13 protein-coding genes are annotated in these 14,957 nt (G+C 69.2%); 9 read left to right on the plus strand and 4 right to left on the minus strand.

Features of this window, described 5'->3' with window-relative positions; translation table 11 throughout:
• Positions 1-182: 182 nt before the first annotated feature.
• Positions 183-1,850 (plus strand): diguanylate cyclase, encoded by a 1,668-nt coding sequence (locus SK095_RS12825; RefSeq protein WP_320546507.1) that lies wholly within the window; start codon positions 183-185, stop codon positions 1,848-1,850.
• Between the two features lie 79 nt (positions 1,851-1,929).
• On the opposite strand, the gene ettA is transcribed toward SK095_RS12825, so the two are convergent.
• Positions 1,930-3,594 (minus strand): energy-dependent translational throttle protein EttA, encoded by a 1,665-nt coding sequence (ettA, locus tag SK095_RS12830; RefSeq protein ID WP_136489940.1) that lies wholly within the window; start codon positions 3,592-3,594, stop codon positions 1,930-1,932.
• Between the two features lie 251 nt (positions 3,595-3,845).
• Between ettA and glyA the strand changes: the two genes are divergently transcribed.
• Positions 3,846-5,102, plus strand: a complete 1,257-nt coding sequence (glyA, locus tag SK095_RS12835; RefSeq protein ID WP_136489939.1) for a serine hydroxymethyltransferase — start codon at positions 3,846-3,848, stop codon at positions 5,100-5,102.
• Positions 5,103-5,220: 118 nt separating this feature from the next.
• Positions 5,221-5,589, plus strand: coding sequence for a PilZ domain-containing protein (locus SK095_RS12840; protein WP_136489938.1), 369 nt, complete (start codon positions 5,221-5,223; stop codon positions 5,587-5,589).
• A 6-nt stretch (positions 5,590-5,595) separates the two neighbouring features.
• Here SK095_RS12840 and radA read toward each other — a convergent pair whose 3' ends face one another.
• Positions 5,596-6,957, minus strand: coding sequence for a DNA repair protein RadA (gene radA / locus SK095_RS12845; protein ID WP_136489937.1), 1,362 nt, complete (start codon positions 6,955-6,957; stop codon positions 5,596-5,598).
• A gap of 61 nt (positions 6,958-7,018) precedes the next feature.
• On the opposite strand from radA, the gene SK095_RS12850 reads away from it, so the two are divergent.
• The 3 genes from SK095_RS12850 to mscL all read left to right on the plus strand — a co-directional run bounded on the left by SK095_RS12850 (position 7,019) and on the right by mscL (position 8,321).
• Positions 7,019-7,513, plus strand: a complete 495-nt coding sequence (locus SK095_RS12850) for a GNAT family N-acetyltransferase (RefSeq protein ID WP_136489936.1) — start codon at positions 7,019-7,021, stop codon at positions 7,511-7,513.
• Between the two features lie 69 nt (positions 7,514-7,582).
• Positions 7,583-7,834 (plus strand): YdcH family protein, encoded by a 252-nt coding sequence (locus tag SK095_RS12855; RefSeq protein WP_136489935.1) that lies wholly within the window; start codon positions 7,583-7,585, stop codon positions 7,832-7,834.
• 76 nt (positions 7,835-7,910) lie between these two features.
• The gene (gene mscL, locus SK095_RS12860; RefSeq protein ID WP_136489934.1) at positions 7,911-8,321 is read left to right on the plus strand and encodes a large-conductance mechanosensitive channel protein MscL; all 411 of its coding nucleotides are present in this window, start codon (positions 7,911-7,913) and stop codon (positions 8,319-8,321) included.
• Between the two features lie 258 nt (positions 8,322-8,579).
• Here mscL and SK095_RS12865 read toward each other — a convergent pair whose 3' ends face one another.
• Positions 8,580-10,148 carry a TerC family protein gene (locus SK095_RS12865; RefSeq protein ID WP_136489933.1) on the minus strand — a complete coding sequence of 523 codons (1,569 nt, stop codon included), beginning with the start codon at positions 10,146-10,148 and terminating at the stop codon, positions 8,580-8,582.
• Between the two features lie 270 nt (positions 10,149-10,418).
• Entirely contained in the window at positions 10,419-11,195 is a 777-nt protein-coding gene (locus SK095_RS12870) for a ferredoxin--NADP reductase (RefSeq protein ID WP_136489932.1), read from the minus strand.
• A 63-nt stretch (positions 11,196-11,258) separates the two neighbouring features.
• Between SK095_RS12870 and SK095_RS12875 the strand changes: the two genes are divergently transcribed.
• The 3 genes from SK095_RS12875 (at position 11,259) to trmA (ending at position 14,937) form a co-directional block, all read left to right on the plus strand.
• On the plus strand, positions 11,259-12,386 hold the full coding sequence (locus SK095_RS12875; RefSeq protein ID WP_136489931.1) for a methyltransferase: 1,128 nt from the start codon (positions 11,259-11,261) through the stop codon (positions 12,384-12,386).
• 142 nt (positions 12,387-12,528) lie between these two features.
• Positions 12,529-13,821, plus strand: coding sequence for an NCS2 family permease (locus SK095_RS12880; protein ID WP_136489930.1), 1,293 nt, complete (start codon positions 12,529-12,531; stop codon positions 13,819-13,821).
• Between the two features lie 30 nt (positions 13,822-13,851).
• Positions 13,852-14,937, plus strand: a complete 1,086-nt coding sequence (gene trmA, locus SK095_RS12885) for a tRNA (uridine(54)-C5)-methyltransferase TrmA (protein WP_320546508.1) — start codon at positions 13,852-13,854, stop codon at positions 14,935-14,937.
• The last annotated feature ends 20 nt before the right edge of the window (positions 14,938-14,957 follow it).

Below are 14,957 nucleotides of genomic sequence, written 5' to 3' on the forward strand. Positions count from 1 at the left end.
GCCCGCCGCCGGTTTGCACTGACGCCGATCAACGGCAGCGCCGCCACCACAAGGCACCATCGGAATGCGACAATCGACGCATTCCGGCAACACTGCGAGGTTATACTGAGCCGTTCAAAGGACCGGTGACCGCAGTCAGCGGAAACCCTGCACGCCGACACTCAGCCACGGAACCCGGCAGCATGAACGAGCACGAAGAGCACAGCAGCGATCGCCTCAAGCAGCACTTCGCCCAGCGGGTGATCCACCAGGCGCGCGAAGTGCTCGAGCTGTGGCTGAGCCTGCAGCGCAGCGAGTGGAACACCACCTACATGGCCCAGCTGAGCGCCGCCACCCGGCGCCTCGGCCATTTCGCCGAGCGCTTCCAGCAGCCGCGCCACGTCCAGCTGGTCGCCGCCATCGAGCAGTGCCTGCAGGCCGTCGACGCCAACCGCGGCCGCCTGAGCAGCCACCTGATCAGCGAGCTCGACAGCCTGATGCAGCGCCTGGCGCGCACCGGCCTGCGCCAGGGCGACGACTGCGACGCGGGCATCCTCAGCCGCCTGCGCAAGCCGATCTACCTGGGGCTGTGCGACGCCGAGCGCAGCGAGCGCCTGGCCCGCCAGCTGGAGTTCTTCGGCTTCACCGCGCTGCCGCTGGACGGCGCCGACGACTTCCGCCTGACCATGCGCCAGCGCCACCCGGCGGCCATCGTCATGGAGATCGACTTCGCCGGAGCCGGCGGCGGCCTGCTGCTGATCGAGGAAGCCCAGCAGGGCCTGGGCGAAAAGCTGCCGGTGCTGTTCTTCAGCGAGCACGAGGCCGACACCCGCACCCGCCTGGCGGCGGTGCGCGCCGGCGGCGAGGACTTCTTCTGCGGCAGCCTGGATGCCTCGGCCCTGCTCGAACGCCTCGAGGACCTGACCCGGCTGACCCAGCACGAACCCTACAAGGTGCTGATCGTCGACGACTCGCGGGCGCAGACCATCTTCACCGAGCGCATGCTCAACAGCGCCGGGATCATCACCCGCAGCCTGACCGACCCGATCCGCGTGATGGCCGAACTCGGCGAGTTCCAGCCCGACCTGATCATCCTCGACATGTACATGCCCGAGTGCCTGGGAACCGAGCTGGCCAAGGTGATCCGCCACCACGAGCGCTACGTCAGCGTGCCGATCATCTACCTGTCGGCCGAGGGCGACATCGACAAGCAGCTCGACGCCATGAGCGAGGGCGGCGACGACTTCCTGACCAAGCCGATCAAGGCCCGCCACCTGATCGCCACCGTGCGCAACCGCGCCGCCCGTGCGCGCAACCTCAAGGCGCGCATGGTGCGCGACAGCCTGACCGGGCTGTACAACCACACCCACATCCTCCAGCTGCTCGAGGACGCCCGGGTGCGCGCCCGCCGCGAGCAGCGGCCGCTGGCCTTCGCCATGCTCGACATCGACCACTTCAAGCAGGTCAACGACCGCTACGGCCACCCGATGGGCGACCGGGTGATCAAGAGCCTGGCGCTGTTCCTCAAGCAGCGCCTGCGCAAGACCGACCACATCGGCCGCTACGGCGGCGAGGAGTTCGCCGTGGTGCTGCCGGACACCGACGCGGCCACCGCGGCGCGGGTGCTCGACGAGATCCGCCGGCGCTTCGCCGAGATCAAGTTCCCCACCCAGGCGCAGGATCTGAGCTGCAGCTTCAGCTGCGGCATCGCCGAGCTGCACGGCGAACAGGAGGCCAAGGCGCTGGCCAGCGACGCCGACGCCGCGCTGTACCGCGCCAAGCACGCCGGGCGCAACCGGGTGATGCTGCACGATGGCGCCGGGGAACAGCCCAAGGCGGCCACGACGCCGGAGCTGGAGATGCTCGGCTGACATGCTCGGCTGGCGTGCAGCCAGAGGCCGGCAAGAAAAAACGGAGCCCTGAGGCTCCGTTTCTTCATCCGGCGGCCGTTCAGGCCAGCTTCTTGTAGCGCACCCGGTGCGGCTGGGCCGCCGCGTCGCCGAGGCGCTTCTTGCGGTCGGCCTCGAACTCGGTGTAGTTGCCTTCGAAGAAGTACACCTGGGCATCGTCCTCGTAGGAGAGGATGTGGGTGGCGATGCGGTCGAGGAACCAGCGGTCGTGGGAGATCACGATGGCCGCGCCGGGGAAGTCGAGCAGCGCCTCTTCCAGGGCGCGCAGGGTTTCCACGTCGAGGTCGTTGGACGGTTCGTCGAGCAGCAGCACGTTGCCGCCCTGCTTGAGGGTCAGCGCCAGGTGCAGGCGCCCGCGCTCACCGCCGGAGAGGTCCTTGACGAACTTCTGCTGGTCGGCGCCCTTGAAGTTGAAGCGACCAACGTAGCCGCGCGAGGGCACCTCGTAGTTGCCCACCTTGATCATGTCGAAGCCGTCGGAGACCTGCTCCCACACGGTCTTGCTGCCGTCGAGGTGCTCGCGGCTCTGGTCGACGCTGGCGATCTGCACGGTCTCGCCGATGTCGATGCTGCCGGCGTCCGGCTGCTCCTTGCCGAGGATCATGCGGAACAGGGTCGACTTGCCCGCGCCGTTGCCGCCGATCACCCCGACGATGGCGCCCTTGGGCACGCTGAAGGTCAGGTTGTCGATCAGCTGGCGATCGCCGTAGCCCTTGCTCACGCCGTTGAACTCGATGACCTTGTCGCCCAGGCGCGGACCGGCCGGAATGTAGATCTCGTTGGTCTCGCTGCGCTTCTGGAATTCCTGCGACTGCATCTCCTCGAAACGCTGCAGGCGCGCCTTGGACTTGGCCTGGCGGGCCTTGGCCCCCTGGCGCACCCACTCCAGCTCGGCCTTCATCGCCTTGGCATGGGCGGCTTCCTGCTTGGCCTCCTGGGCCAGACGGGCGGCCTTGGATTCCAGCCACTGCGAGTAGTTGCCCTCGAAGGGGATGCCCTCGCCACGGTCCAGTTCGAGGATCCAGCCGGCGACGTTGTCGAGGAAGTAGCGGTCGTGGGTGATCGCCACCACGGTGCCGGGGAAGTCGTGGAGGAAGCGCTCCAGCCAGGCCACCGAGTCGGCGTCCAGGTGGTTGGTCGGTTCGTCCAGCAGCAGCATGTCGGGAGCCGACAGCAGCAGGCGGCACAGCGCCACGCGGCGCTTCTCGCCACCGGAGAGGTGCTCGATCCTGGCGTCCCAGGCCGGCAGGCGCAGGGCGTCGGCGGCGACTTCCAGCTGGCGCTCGAGGTTGTGGCCGTCGGCGGCCTGCAGGATGGCTTCCAGCTTGGCCTGCTCGGCGGCCAGCGCGTCGAAGTCGGCGTCCGGCTCGGCGTAGGCGGCGTACACCTCGTCGAGGCGGGCCTGGGCCTGCTTGATCTCGCCCACCGCCTCCTCGACGATCTCGCGCACGCTCTTCTCCGGATCGAGCTGCGGCTCCTGTGGCAGGTAGCCGATCTTGATCCCGGGCATCGGCCGGGCCTCGCCTTCGAACTCGGTATCGACGCCGGCCATGATGCGCAGCAGGGTCGACTTGCCCGCGCCGTTCAGGCCGAGCACGCCGATCTTGGCGCCGGGGAAGAACGACAGGGAGATGTCCTTGAGAATCTGACGCTTCGGCGGCACGACCTTGCCGAGCCGATGCATGGTGAAAACGTATTGAGCCATGACGGACCTGAATGGTTGACGACGGTGGGGGCAAGGCCGGCGGCGAACTCCGCGCCGCAGGGGCCTCGCACGCGTGGCGCAAAGCTACCCGAATGCGCCGGACAGGGCAAACCAGCGGGACTGGCGGGCCGCGGCGGGCGCATGAGGGCCGCTTGTCTGACGCGTGACGCCCATTCATGTGCCAGCCCGGCGGCATTCGGGTAGAATACCGCTCTTATCTCCCTATTCGCCCCGATCCCCAGAGGACCGCCATGTTCAGCCGTGATTTGACCCTCGCCCGCTATGACGCCGACCTGTTTGCCGCCATGGAGCAAGAAGCCCAGCGCCAGGAAGAGCACATCGAGCTGATCGCCTCTGAAAACTACACCAGCCCGGCGGTGATGGAAGCCCAGGGCAGCGTGCTGACCAACAAGTACGCCGAAGGCTACCCGCACAAGCGCTACTACGGCGGTTGCGAATACGTCGACATCGTCGAGCAGCTGGCCATCGACCGCGCCAAAGAGCTGTTCGGCGCCGACTACGCCAACGTCCAGCCGCACGCCGGCTCCCAGGCCAACGCCGCGGTGTTCCAGGCGCTGGTCAAGCCGGGCGACACCGTGCTGGGCATGAGCCTGGCCCACGGCGGCCACCTGACCCACGGCGCCAGCGTCAACTTCTCCGGCAAGATCTACAACGCCGTGCAGTACGGCCTGAACCCGGAAACCGGCCTGATCGACTACGACGAGGTCGAGCGCCTGGCCGTCGAGCACCAGCCGAAGATGATCATCGCCGGCTTCTCCGCCTACTCGCAGGTGCTGGACTTCGCCCGCTTCCGCGAGATCGCCGACAAGGTCGGTGCCTACCTGTTCGTCGACATGGCCCACGTGGCCGGTCTGGTCGCCGCCGGCGTGTACCCGAACCCGGTGCCGTTCGCCGACGTGGTCACCACCACCACCCACAAGACCCTGCGCGGCCCGCGCGGCGGCCTGATCCTCGCCAAGGCCAACGAGGAGATCGAGAAGAAGCTGAACTCCGCCGTGTTCCCGGGCGGCCAGGGCGGCCCGCTGATGCACGTGATCGCCGCCAAGGCGGTGTGCTTCAAGGAAGCGCTGAGCCCCGAGTTCAAGGCCTACCAGCAGCAGGTGGTGAAGAACGCCCAGGCCATGGCCGAGGTGTTCGTCGAGCGCGGCTTCGACGTGGTTTCCGGCGGCACCCAGAACCACCTGTTCCTGCTCAGCCTGATCAAGCAGGACATCACCGGCAAGGACGCGGACGCCGCCCTGGGTCGCGCCTTCATCACCGTCAACAAGAACGCCGTGCCGAACGACCCGCGTTCGCCCTTCGTCACCTCCGGCCTGCGCATCGGCACCCCGGCGGTGACCACCCGCGGTTTCGGCGAAGCCGAGTGCCGCGAGCTGGCCGGCTGGATCTGCGACATCCTGCAGAACATGGGCGACGAGTCGGTGATCGACGCCGTGCGCGAGAAGGTCAAGGCCGTCTGCGCCCGCCTGCCGGTGTACGGCAAGTAAGGCTCACGCTGCGCACTGAAGAAACCCGGCCCCGGCCGGGTTTCTTTTTGCCCGCACCCCAGCCGCACCGACCCGACATGGCTTATAGTGCCGCCGCAAACCATCGAGGAGCCCCGTCATGCCCGAGCAGTCCCACGAGCGTCGCCGTTTCCAGCGCATCCCCTTCGAGGCCGACGCCGAACTGCGGCACGGCGCGCAGCGCTGGACCGTGCAGCTGCATGACCTGTCCCTGAAGGGCCTGCTGGTCAGCCGCCCGGCCGGCTGGGCAATGCAGCCCGACACCGCGATCCACGCCAGCCTCCAGCTCGCCCCGCAGGTCGAGGTGCGCATGACGGTGAGCCTGGCCCACCAGAGCGACGACCTGCTCGGCTTCTACTGCCGGGAGATCGACCTCGACTCGATCACCCACCTGCGCCGCCTCATCGAGCTCAACCTGGGCAGCCGAGAGCTGCTCGAGCGCGAGCTGAGCGCCCTGCTGCGCGGCTAGCCGGCGCTACTCGAACAGCGCATCCAGCGCCTGCTCCAGGCGCGTCACCGCCACCACCTCCAGCCCCGCCGGCGACTCCTTGGGCGCGTTGCCCCTGGGCACGATGGCGCGCTTGAAGCCGTGCTTGGCGGCTTCCTTCAAGCGCTCCTGGCCGCTGGGCACCGGGCGGATCTCGCCGGACAGGCCGATCTCGCCGAACACCAGCAGGTCGTGCGGCAGCGGCTTGTTGCGCAGGCTGGAGATCACCGCGGCGAGCAGCGCCAGGTCCGAGGCGGTCTCCAGCACCTTGACCCCGCCGACCACGTTGAGGAACACGTCCTGGTCGTAGGTGGGAATGCTGCCGTGGCGGTGCAGCACGGCCAGCAGCATGGCCAGGCGGTTGGGGTCGAGGCCGAGGGTCACCCGGCGCGGGTTGGCCATGTGGCTGGTGTCGACCAGCGCCTGCACCTCCACCAGCATCGGCCGCGAGCCCTCCCAGGTGGCCATCACCACGCTGCCCGGCACCTCCTCCTGGGCGCGGGTGAGGAAGATCGCCGAGGGGTTGCTGACCTCCTTGAGGCCGCGGTCGGTCATGGCGAACACGCCCAGCTCGTTGACCGCGCCGAAGCGGTTCTTCACCGCGCGCAGCAGGCGCAGGCGGCCGTCCGACTCGCCCTCGAAGTACAGCACGGTGTCGACCATGTGCTCGAGCACCCGCGGGCCGGCCAGCGCACCTTCCTTGGTGACGTGGCCGACCAGGAACACCGCGGTGCCGCTCTGCTTGGCGAAGCGCACCAAGAGCGCCGCGCTCTCGCGCACCTGGGCGACGCCGCCCGGCGCCGACTGCAGCTGCTCGGTGAAGATGGTCTGGATCGAGTCGATCACCATCACCCGCGGCTTCTCCTGGCGCGCGGTGGCGATGATGGTCTCGATGTTGGTCTCGGTCATCACCTTGAGCTTGTCCTCGGGCAGGCCGAGACGCCGCGCGCGCATCGCCACCTGCTGCTGCGACTCCTCGCCGGTGACGTACAGCGCCGGCATGCGCTCGGCGATGCGGCACAGGGTCTGCAGCAGGATGGTCGACTTGCCGATGCCCGGGTCGCCGCCGATCAGCACCACCGAGCCGTCGACCAGGCCGCCGCCGAGCACGCGGTCCAGCTCGCTGGAGGCGGTGGAGAAGCGCGGCGTCTCCTCGACGCTGACCTCGGCGAGGGTCCTGACGTTGGCCTGCTGGCCGGCCCAGCCGCCGCGGCCACTGGGCGTCGCCGTCCCCTCCAGCACGGTCTCGATCAGGGTGTTCCACGCCCCGCACTCGCCGCACTGCCCGGCCCACTTGGGGAAGGTGGCGCCGCACTCGCTGCAGCCGTACATGCGCTTGGCCTTGGCCATGGCGGTCTCCGTCCGGAAAAGCGCGATAATAGCGCTCCGTCCGCGCCCGAGTCGCCCCGCCATGCAGATCCAGCTCGTCCCCGCCAGCGCCGCGCAACTGCCGCTGATCCGCAACCTCTACCAGTTCTACGCCTACGACTCGTCGGACTGGGAAGGCGAGGACGTCGAGACCGACGGGCGCTTCTACATCCACGAGGAGCACCTGGCGCGCTACTGGCAGGAGCCGGGCTGGAGCGCCCGGCTGATCCTCGCCGACGGCTTCATCGCTGGCTTCCTGCTGATCGAGCGCTGCGAGCTGCCGGGCATCGACGCGGCCGAGTTCGCCGACCTGTTCATCCTGCGCCGCTACCGCCGCCACGGCATCGGCCGCGCCCTGGTCGCCCAGCTGATGGGCGACGGCACGCCCTGGGTGGTGCGCTTCTACCGCCAGGACGCCCAGGCCTGCGCGTTCTGGCAGGCCCTGCTGGCGCAGCTGCCGCTGCGCGCCGTGCCGATCTTCCCGGCCGATGGCGAGGACGAGCTGCTGAGCTACCTGATCAACCCGCCGACCCACTGAGCCGATGCCATGACGCCGGCGGCCGATGAGCTAGGCTCAAGGGACCTCATCCAGCCGGGAGTGATCGTCATGCCCCACGCACGTCATCCACTGCACCGCGAATTCCCCGAGCATCAGGAGCAGTTGCGCGCGCTGCTGGCCAGCGACAGCCATTTCGGCCAGCTGGCCGAACGCTACGAGGCGCTGGACAAGCGCATCTACGCCGTCGAGGACGGCCGCGAGCCGCTCGACGACGTGGCCCTGCAGACCCTGAAGAACCAGCGGGTGACCCTCACCGAGCAGATCGCCGAGCGCCTGCGCCAGGCCACCAGCGGCGGCTGAACCACCCAGCGCAGCGCATGTCCAACCGCCACGCTCGGACTATACTAGCCGCAATCCAAACCTCAGGGAGTGAACCATGAGCCTGCTGCAAGAATTCAAGGCCTTCGCCGTCAAGGGCAACATGATCGACATGGCGGTCGGCATCATCATCGGCGCCGCCTTCGGCAAGATCGTCTCGTCGCTGGTCGGCGACGTGATCATGCCGCCGCTGGGCATGATCATCGGCGGGGTCGACTTCAGCGATCTGGCGATCACCCTCAAGGCCGCCGAGGGCGAGACGCCGGCGGTGCTGCTGGCCTACGGCAAGTTCATCCAGACCATCATCGACTTCACCATCATCGCCTTCGCCATCTTCATCGGCATCAAGGCGATCAACAAGCTCAAGCGCGAGGAGGAGGCCGCCCCCGCCGCGCCGCCGGCACCGACCAAGGACCAGGAGCTGCTCTGCGAGATCCGCGACCTGCTCAAGGCGCAGCAGAACAAATAGCCCTTCCGCACAACGCACAACGGCGCCCGATGGGCGCCGTTGTCGTTTCTGGCCTTGTTGAGCCATACCCCCAGATGGTGTGAAAGCGTCGCGAGCGCAGGTCAGGCAAGGCGAAATCGGCTGAGGAAGCGGAGTTTGCTGGTTGCAAATGAGCATGACTCGCTGCGCTCGCCCCTTCGGGGCCGCCCTTGCGGGCGTTCAGTGGCAAGCCACTGTCCGAAGCCGATTTCAACGCAGCATGAGCAAGCGCAGCAGCTTTCACGCCATCTGGGCCGGCGGCTTGAGCAGCAGGCGACTGACCCTTCGCTCCCGCACCTCGATCACCCGCAGCTGCCAGCCGGCGAACTCCAGCGCGTCGCCGATCGCCGGCAGGCGGTCGAGCAGGCTCAGCGCCAGGCCGGCGAGGGTCTGGTAGTCCTCGGTCGGCCGCGCCTGGAAGCCCAGGCGCTCGCGCAGCAGGCTGAGGTTGATGGCGCCGCTGACCCGGTAGCCCTCGGCGCACGGCTCGATGTCCGGGCCCGCCACCTCGCTGGCATCCGGCAGCTCGCCGGCGATCGCCTCGAGGATGTCGGTGAGAGTCAACAGGCCCTGGAACTCGCCGAACTCGTTGACCACGAAGGCCACGTGGGCCTGGGCCTCGCGCATCTGCTCCAGCGCGCCGAGCACCGTGCAGCTGTCCGGCAGGTTGAGCGGCGCGCGCAGCAGGCCTTCGATGTCCGGCTGCGCACCGCGCAGCAGCTCCCTGAGCAGTTCCTTCTTGTGCACGTAGCCGAGCGGCTCGTCCACCGCACCACCACGCAGCACCAGCAGGCGCGAGTGCGGCGATTCGAGCAGGGCCTGCTGGATCTGCGCCGCGCCGGCTTCCAGGTCGATGTGGTCGACCGCGTGGCGCTCGGTCATCGCCGTGCGGATCGAACGCTCGGCCAGGTGCAGCACGCCGCTGATCATCACCCGCTCGCGGCGGTCGAACGGCTCGGCCGCGCCGGCATCGCTGCCCTCCAGCAGGTCGGCGATCTCCTCGCCGACCTCGTCGGCGGCCACCGGCTTGCCGCCGAGCAGGCGCAGCACGGCATGGGCGGTGCGCTCGCGGTGGCTGCGCGCGCCCTCCTGCAGGCTGCGCTTGCGGCGGTGGCGGGCCAGCTGGTTGAACACCTCGATGAGGATCGAGAAGCCGATCGCCGCGTACAGGTAGCCCTTGGGAATGTGGAAACCGAAGCCCTCGGCGGTCAGGCTGAAGCCGATCATCATCAAGAAGCCCAGGCACAGCATGATCACCGTCGGGCGAGCGTTGACGAAGGCGGTCAGCGGCTTGCTGGCCACCATCATCAGGCCGATGGAGATGATCACCGCGACCATCATCACCGACAGCTGCTCGACCATGCCCACCGCGGTGATCACCGCATCCAGGGAGAACACCGCATCGAGCACCACGATCTGCGCGACGATCGGCCAGAACTGCGCATAGGTCCGACTGCCGGTGCTGTGCTGGGCATGCCCCTCGAGACGCTCGTGCAGCTCCATGGTGGCCTTGAACAGCAGGAACACGCCGCCGAACAGCATGATCAGGTCGCGCCCGGAGAAGCTCTGGCCCAGCACCTCGAACAGCGGCGCGGTGAGGGTGACCAGCCAGGCCATGCTGGCCAGCAGGCCCAGGCGCATCAGCAGCGCCAGCGACAGGCCGATCAGCCGCGCCCGGTCGCGCTGCTGCGGCGGCAGCTTGTCGGCGAGGATGGCGATGAACACCAGGTTGTCGATGCCCAGCACGATTTCCAGGACGATCAGGGTCAGCAGGCCCATCCAGGCCGTCGGATCGGCGATCCATTCCATAGCGGTCAGACTCTCTCGGCAGAACGAAGGCAGCCCGCGCTACCGGGGGCAGGCGGGCATACGCAATACGGGATGACGGCGATGCAGGAAGCACGCCAGGAGACGGGGTAGAGCGGAGGGAAGGCCACCCGCGGTGCGGATGCCACGGGCGGCCTGCAACTACTGTCGCTGTCCATCGGAACCATTCGGTCGGAAACAAGGCCGCCATCATAAGGCCAGCGTGTGACAGTCCGGCGAGAAAAACGTAACCAGCCTTTTACCAGTAGTTCTTTACCAATAGTTCTCCAGCGCCAGCTGCCCCGGCCGCCGGCTGAGGCTGAGCTGCAGGCCGCGCGCCTTGAGCCGCGCATGCAGCTCCTCGACCATCGCCGGGTTGCCGCACAGCATCAGCCGCGAATCCCCGGGGGTGATGGGCAGCCCCGCGGCACGCTCCAGCTCGCCGCTGTCGAGCAGTGCGGTGAGGCGGGCCTGCAGGCAGCCGGGCACGGCTTCGCGGGTCACCACCGGCAGGAAGACCAGCTTGTGCGCCACGCCCTCCAGCCACTCGCGGCGTGCCAGGTCGGCGATCAGCGCCTGGTAGGCCAGCTCGGCGGCGCTGCGCACGCTGTAGGCCAGCACGATGCGCTCGAAGCGCTGCCATACCTCGGGGTCCTGGAGGATCGACAGGAAGGGCGCCACGCCGGTGCCGCTGGCCAGCAGCCAGAGGTCGCGACCGTCGACGAAGCGGTCGAGGGTGAGATAGCCGTAGGCCTGGCGCTCGATGAGCAGCTCGGCGCCGACCGCCAGCTGCTTCAGCTCGCCGGTGAACTCGCCGTCCGGCACCTCGATGGAGAAGAACTCGAGGAACTCGTCGTGCGGCGCCGAGACCATCGAGTAGGCACGCCAGACGATGCCGCCGTCGGCCTTGCGCACGCCGAGGCGGGCGAACTGGCCGGCGCGGAAGCGGAAGCCCGGATCGCGCGTGCAGCGCAGGCTGAACAGGCTCGGCGACCAGCGCCACACCTCGAGCAGGTGCTGGCGGGTGAACTTCTCTGCGCTGGCCGTCATACTTGCCTCCCTCCGCTGCCGCCGGCGCGGCGGCTTCCTTCATATAGCGCAAATCCCCCGCCCATGCCCCTGTTCGTCTCCCCCTTCGCCCAACTCGACCTGCTGCGCCAGCCCGAGCAGCGCCACGACCCGCTGCAGGCCTTCGACGCCGCCGACGAGTACCTGCTGGCGCACCTGCACGCGCAGGGCCTGGCCCAAGGCAGCCGCGTGCTGCTGCTCAACGACGGCTTCGGCGCGCTGGCCTGCGCCCTGGCGCCGCACGCCCGGGTGGTCAGCAGCGGCGACTCCTTCCTCGGCGCCCTGGCGCTGCAGAAGAACCTGGCGCGCAACGGCCTGGCGGCGGAGGCGGTGCAGTTCGTGCCGGCCAGCCAGACACCGCAGGGTCCGTTCGACTGGGTACTGCTGCGCGTGCCGAAGACCCTGGCGCTGCTCGAGGAGCAGCTGATCCGCCTGCACGGCCAGCTCGCCGCGGGCGCGCGGGTGGTGGCCGCCGGCATGCTCAAGCACCTGCCGCGCGCCGCCGGCGACCTGCTGGAGCAGTACCTCGGCCCGGTGCAGGCCTCGCTGGCGGTGAAGAAGGCGCGCCTGCTGCTGTGCACGCCCGAAGCCCGGCCGGCGCCGCTGTCGCCCTACCCGACCCGCTACCGCCTGGACGAGCCGCGGCTGGAGCTGGTCAACCACGCCAACGTGTTCTGCCGCGAGGGCCTGGACATCGGCACCCGCGCCTTCCTGCCCTTGCTGCCCAGCGGCCTCGGCCGCGCGCGGGTCGCCGATCTCGGCTGCGGCAACGGCGTGCTGGCCATCGCCAGCGCGCTGGCCAACCCCGAGGCCGAGTACACCCTGGTCGACGAGTCGTTCATGGCCATCCAATCCGCAGAAGAGAACTGGCGCGCCGCGCTGGGCGGGCGCCCCGTCACCATCCGCGCCGCCGACGGCCTGGCCGGCCAGCCGCCGGCGTCGCTGGACCTGGTGCTGTGCAACCCGCCGTTCCACCAGCAGCAGGTGGTCGGCGACTTCCTCGCCTGGCGCATGTTCCAGCAGGCCCACGCCGCGCTGGGGCGCGGCGGCGAGCTGTGGATCGTCGGCAACCGCCACCTCGGCTACCACGCCAAGCTCAAGCGCCTGTTCCGCGAGGTCAGCCAGGTCGGCGCCACGCCCAAGTTCGTCATCCTGCGCGCGCGCAAGGGCTGAGCTGGGCAGAATTTCACCAGGCGCCGCGGCGCTGGTATGATGCGCGCCTTTTTTCCCGCCCCTGCCGCCCACAAGGCAGCGGGGGCGCCGTTGGCGCCGACCCCGGCGTTCCGCTCGCGCAGGCCGAGCACCGGAGAACCCCATGCTGGAAAGACTGTTCCACCTCAAGGCCCACCAGACCACGGTGCGCACCGAGATCCTCGCCGGGATCACCACCTTCCTGACCATGGCCTACGTGCTGTTCGTCAACCCGAGCATCCTCGCCAAGACCGGCATGGACCAGGGCGCGGTGTTCGTCGCCACCTGCCTGGCCGCCGCGATCGGCTCGCTGGTCATGGGCCTCTTGGCCAACTACCCGATCGCCCTCGCCCCCGGCATGGGCCTCAACGCCTTCTTCACCTACACCGTGGTGCTGACCATGGGCTACACGTGGCAGGTGGCGCTCGGCGCGGTGTTCCTCTCCGGCGTGCTGTTCTTCGCCCTGTCGATCTTCCGCATCCGCGAGTGGATCATCCACAGCATCCCGCTGCCGCTGCGCACGGCGATCAGCGCCGGCATCGGCCTGTTCCTCGCGCTGATCGCCCTGAAGAACACCGGCATCGTCGTCGACCACCCGGCCACCCTGGTCGCCCTCGGCGACCTCGGCCAGCCCGGCCCGCTGCTCGCCGGCCTCGGCTTCCTGCTCACCGTCGCGCTGGTCCACCACCGCGTCACCGGGGCGGTGATGATCGGCATCCTCGCCGTCACCGCCGCGGCGCTGGCCCTCGGCCTGACCGAGCTGGACCGCGTGGTGGCGCCGCCGCCGAGCCTGATGCCGACCCTGCTGCAACTGGACATCGCCGGCGCGCTGGACGTCGGCCTGGTCAGCGTGATCTTCGCCTTCCTGTTCGTCGACCTGTTCGACACCTCCGGCACCCTGATCGGCGTGGCGCAGAAGGCCGGCCTGGTCGGCCCGGACGGCAGGCTGCCGCGCCTGGGCCGCGCCCTGCTGGCCGACAGCACGGCGACCATGGCCGGCGCCGCGCTGGGCACCTCGACCACCACCAGCTTCATCGAGTCGGCCGCCGGCATCAGCGCCGGCGGGCGCACCGGGCTGACCGCCTGCGTGGTCGCCGCGCTGTTCCTGCTCAGCCTGTTCTTCTCGCCGCTGGCCGCCGCGGTGCCCGACTACGCCACCGCCCCGGCGCTGTTCTTCGTCGCCGTGCTGATGGCCGGCGGCCTGGCCGACATCGCCTGGGACGACCTCAGCGAGGCCGCGCCGGTGCTGATCGCCGCGCTGGCCATGCCGCTGACCTTCTCCATCGCCAACGGCATCGCCCTCGGCTTCATCAGCTGGACGGCGATCAAGCTGTGCTGCGGGCGCGCCCGCGAGCTGAACAGCGCCATGTGGGTGCTGTCGATCCTGTTCGTGGTCAAGCTGGGCTTCTTCGCCTGACCGGTTTCCCCTTTCGCACACGAGTCCGCCATGCACAGTCCCTCCCTCGACCCGACCCAGTACGCCGCCCAGCTCGCCGCGAAGAAGGCCCGCCTGCAGGAGCTGCTGGCGCCGTTCGATGCCCCCGAGCCCGAGGTGTTCGACTCGCCGGCCGAGCACTACCGCCTGCGCGCCGAGTTCCGCCTGTGGCGCGAGGCCGACGGCCGCCACTACGCGATGTTCGAGGGCGACAAGCACACCCCGGTGCTGATCGAGCAGTTCCCGGTGGCCAGCCAGCGGATCAACCAGCTGATGCCGCAGCTGAAGGCCGCCTGGCAGGCCAGCGAGGTGCTGTCGCACAAGCTGTTCCAGGTCGAGTTCCTCACCACCCTGGCCGGCGACGCGCTGATCACCCTGTGCTACCACCGCCCGCTGGACGCGGCCTGGCAGGCCGAGGCCGAACAGGTCGCCGCGCAGCTCGGCGTCAGCCTGATCGGCCGCTCGCGCGGCAAGCGCATCGTCATCGGCAAGGACTACGTGGAAGAGGAGCTGAGCGTGGCCGGGCGGAGTTTCCGCTATCGCCAGCCGGAAGGCGCCTTCACCCAGCCCAACGGCGTGGTCTGCCAGAAGATGCTCAACTGGGCCTACGACGCCCTCGGCGAGCGCAGCGACGATCTGCTGGAGCTGTACTGCGGCAACGGCAACTTCACCCTGCCGCTGGCCACCCGCGTGCGCCGCGTGCTGGCCACCGAGATCAGCAAGACCTCGGTCAACGCCGCGCTGGCCAACATCGAAGGCAACGGCATCGGCAACATCGAGCTGGTGCGCCTGTCCGCCGAGGAGCTGACCCAGGCGCTCAACGAGGTGCGCCCGTTCCGCCGCCTGGCCGGCATCGACCTCAAGAGCTACCAGTTCGGCAGCGTGTTCGTCGATCCGCCGCGCGCCGGCATGGACCCGGACACCTGCGAGCTGACCCGGCGCTTCGACAGCATCCTGTACATCTCCTGCAACCCCGAGACCCTGGCCGCCAACCTCGCCCAGCTGCACGACACCCACCGCATCGTGCGCTGCGCGCTGTTCGACCAGTTCCCCTGGACCCACCACATGGAGAGCGGCGTGCTGCTGCAGCGGCGCTGAGGCGCCCCGGCAACGCGCGC

It is taken from the genome of Pseudomonas sp. AN-1, assembly GCF_034057115.1.
Classification (GTDB): Bacteria; Pseudomonadota; Gammaproteobacteria; order Pseudomonadales; family Pseudomonadaceae; genus Geopseudomonas.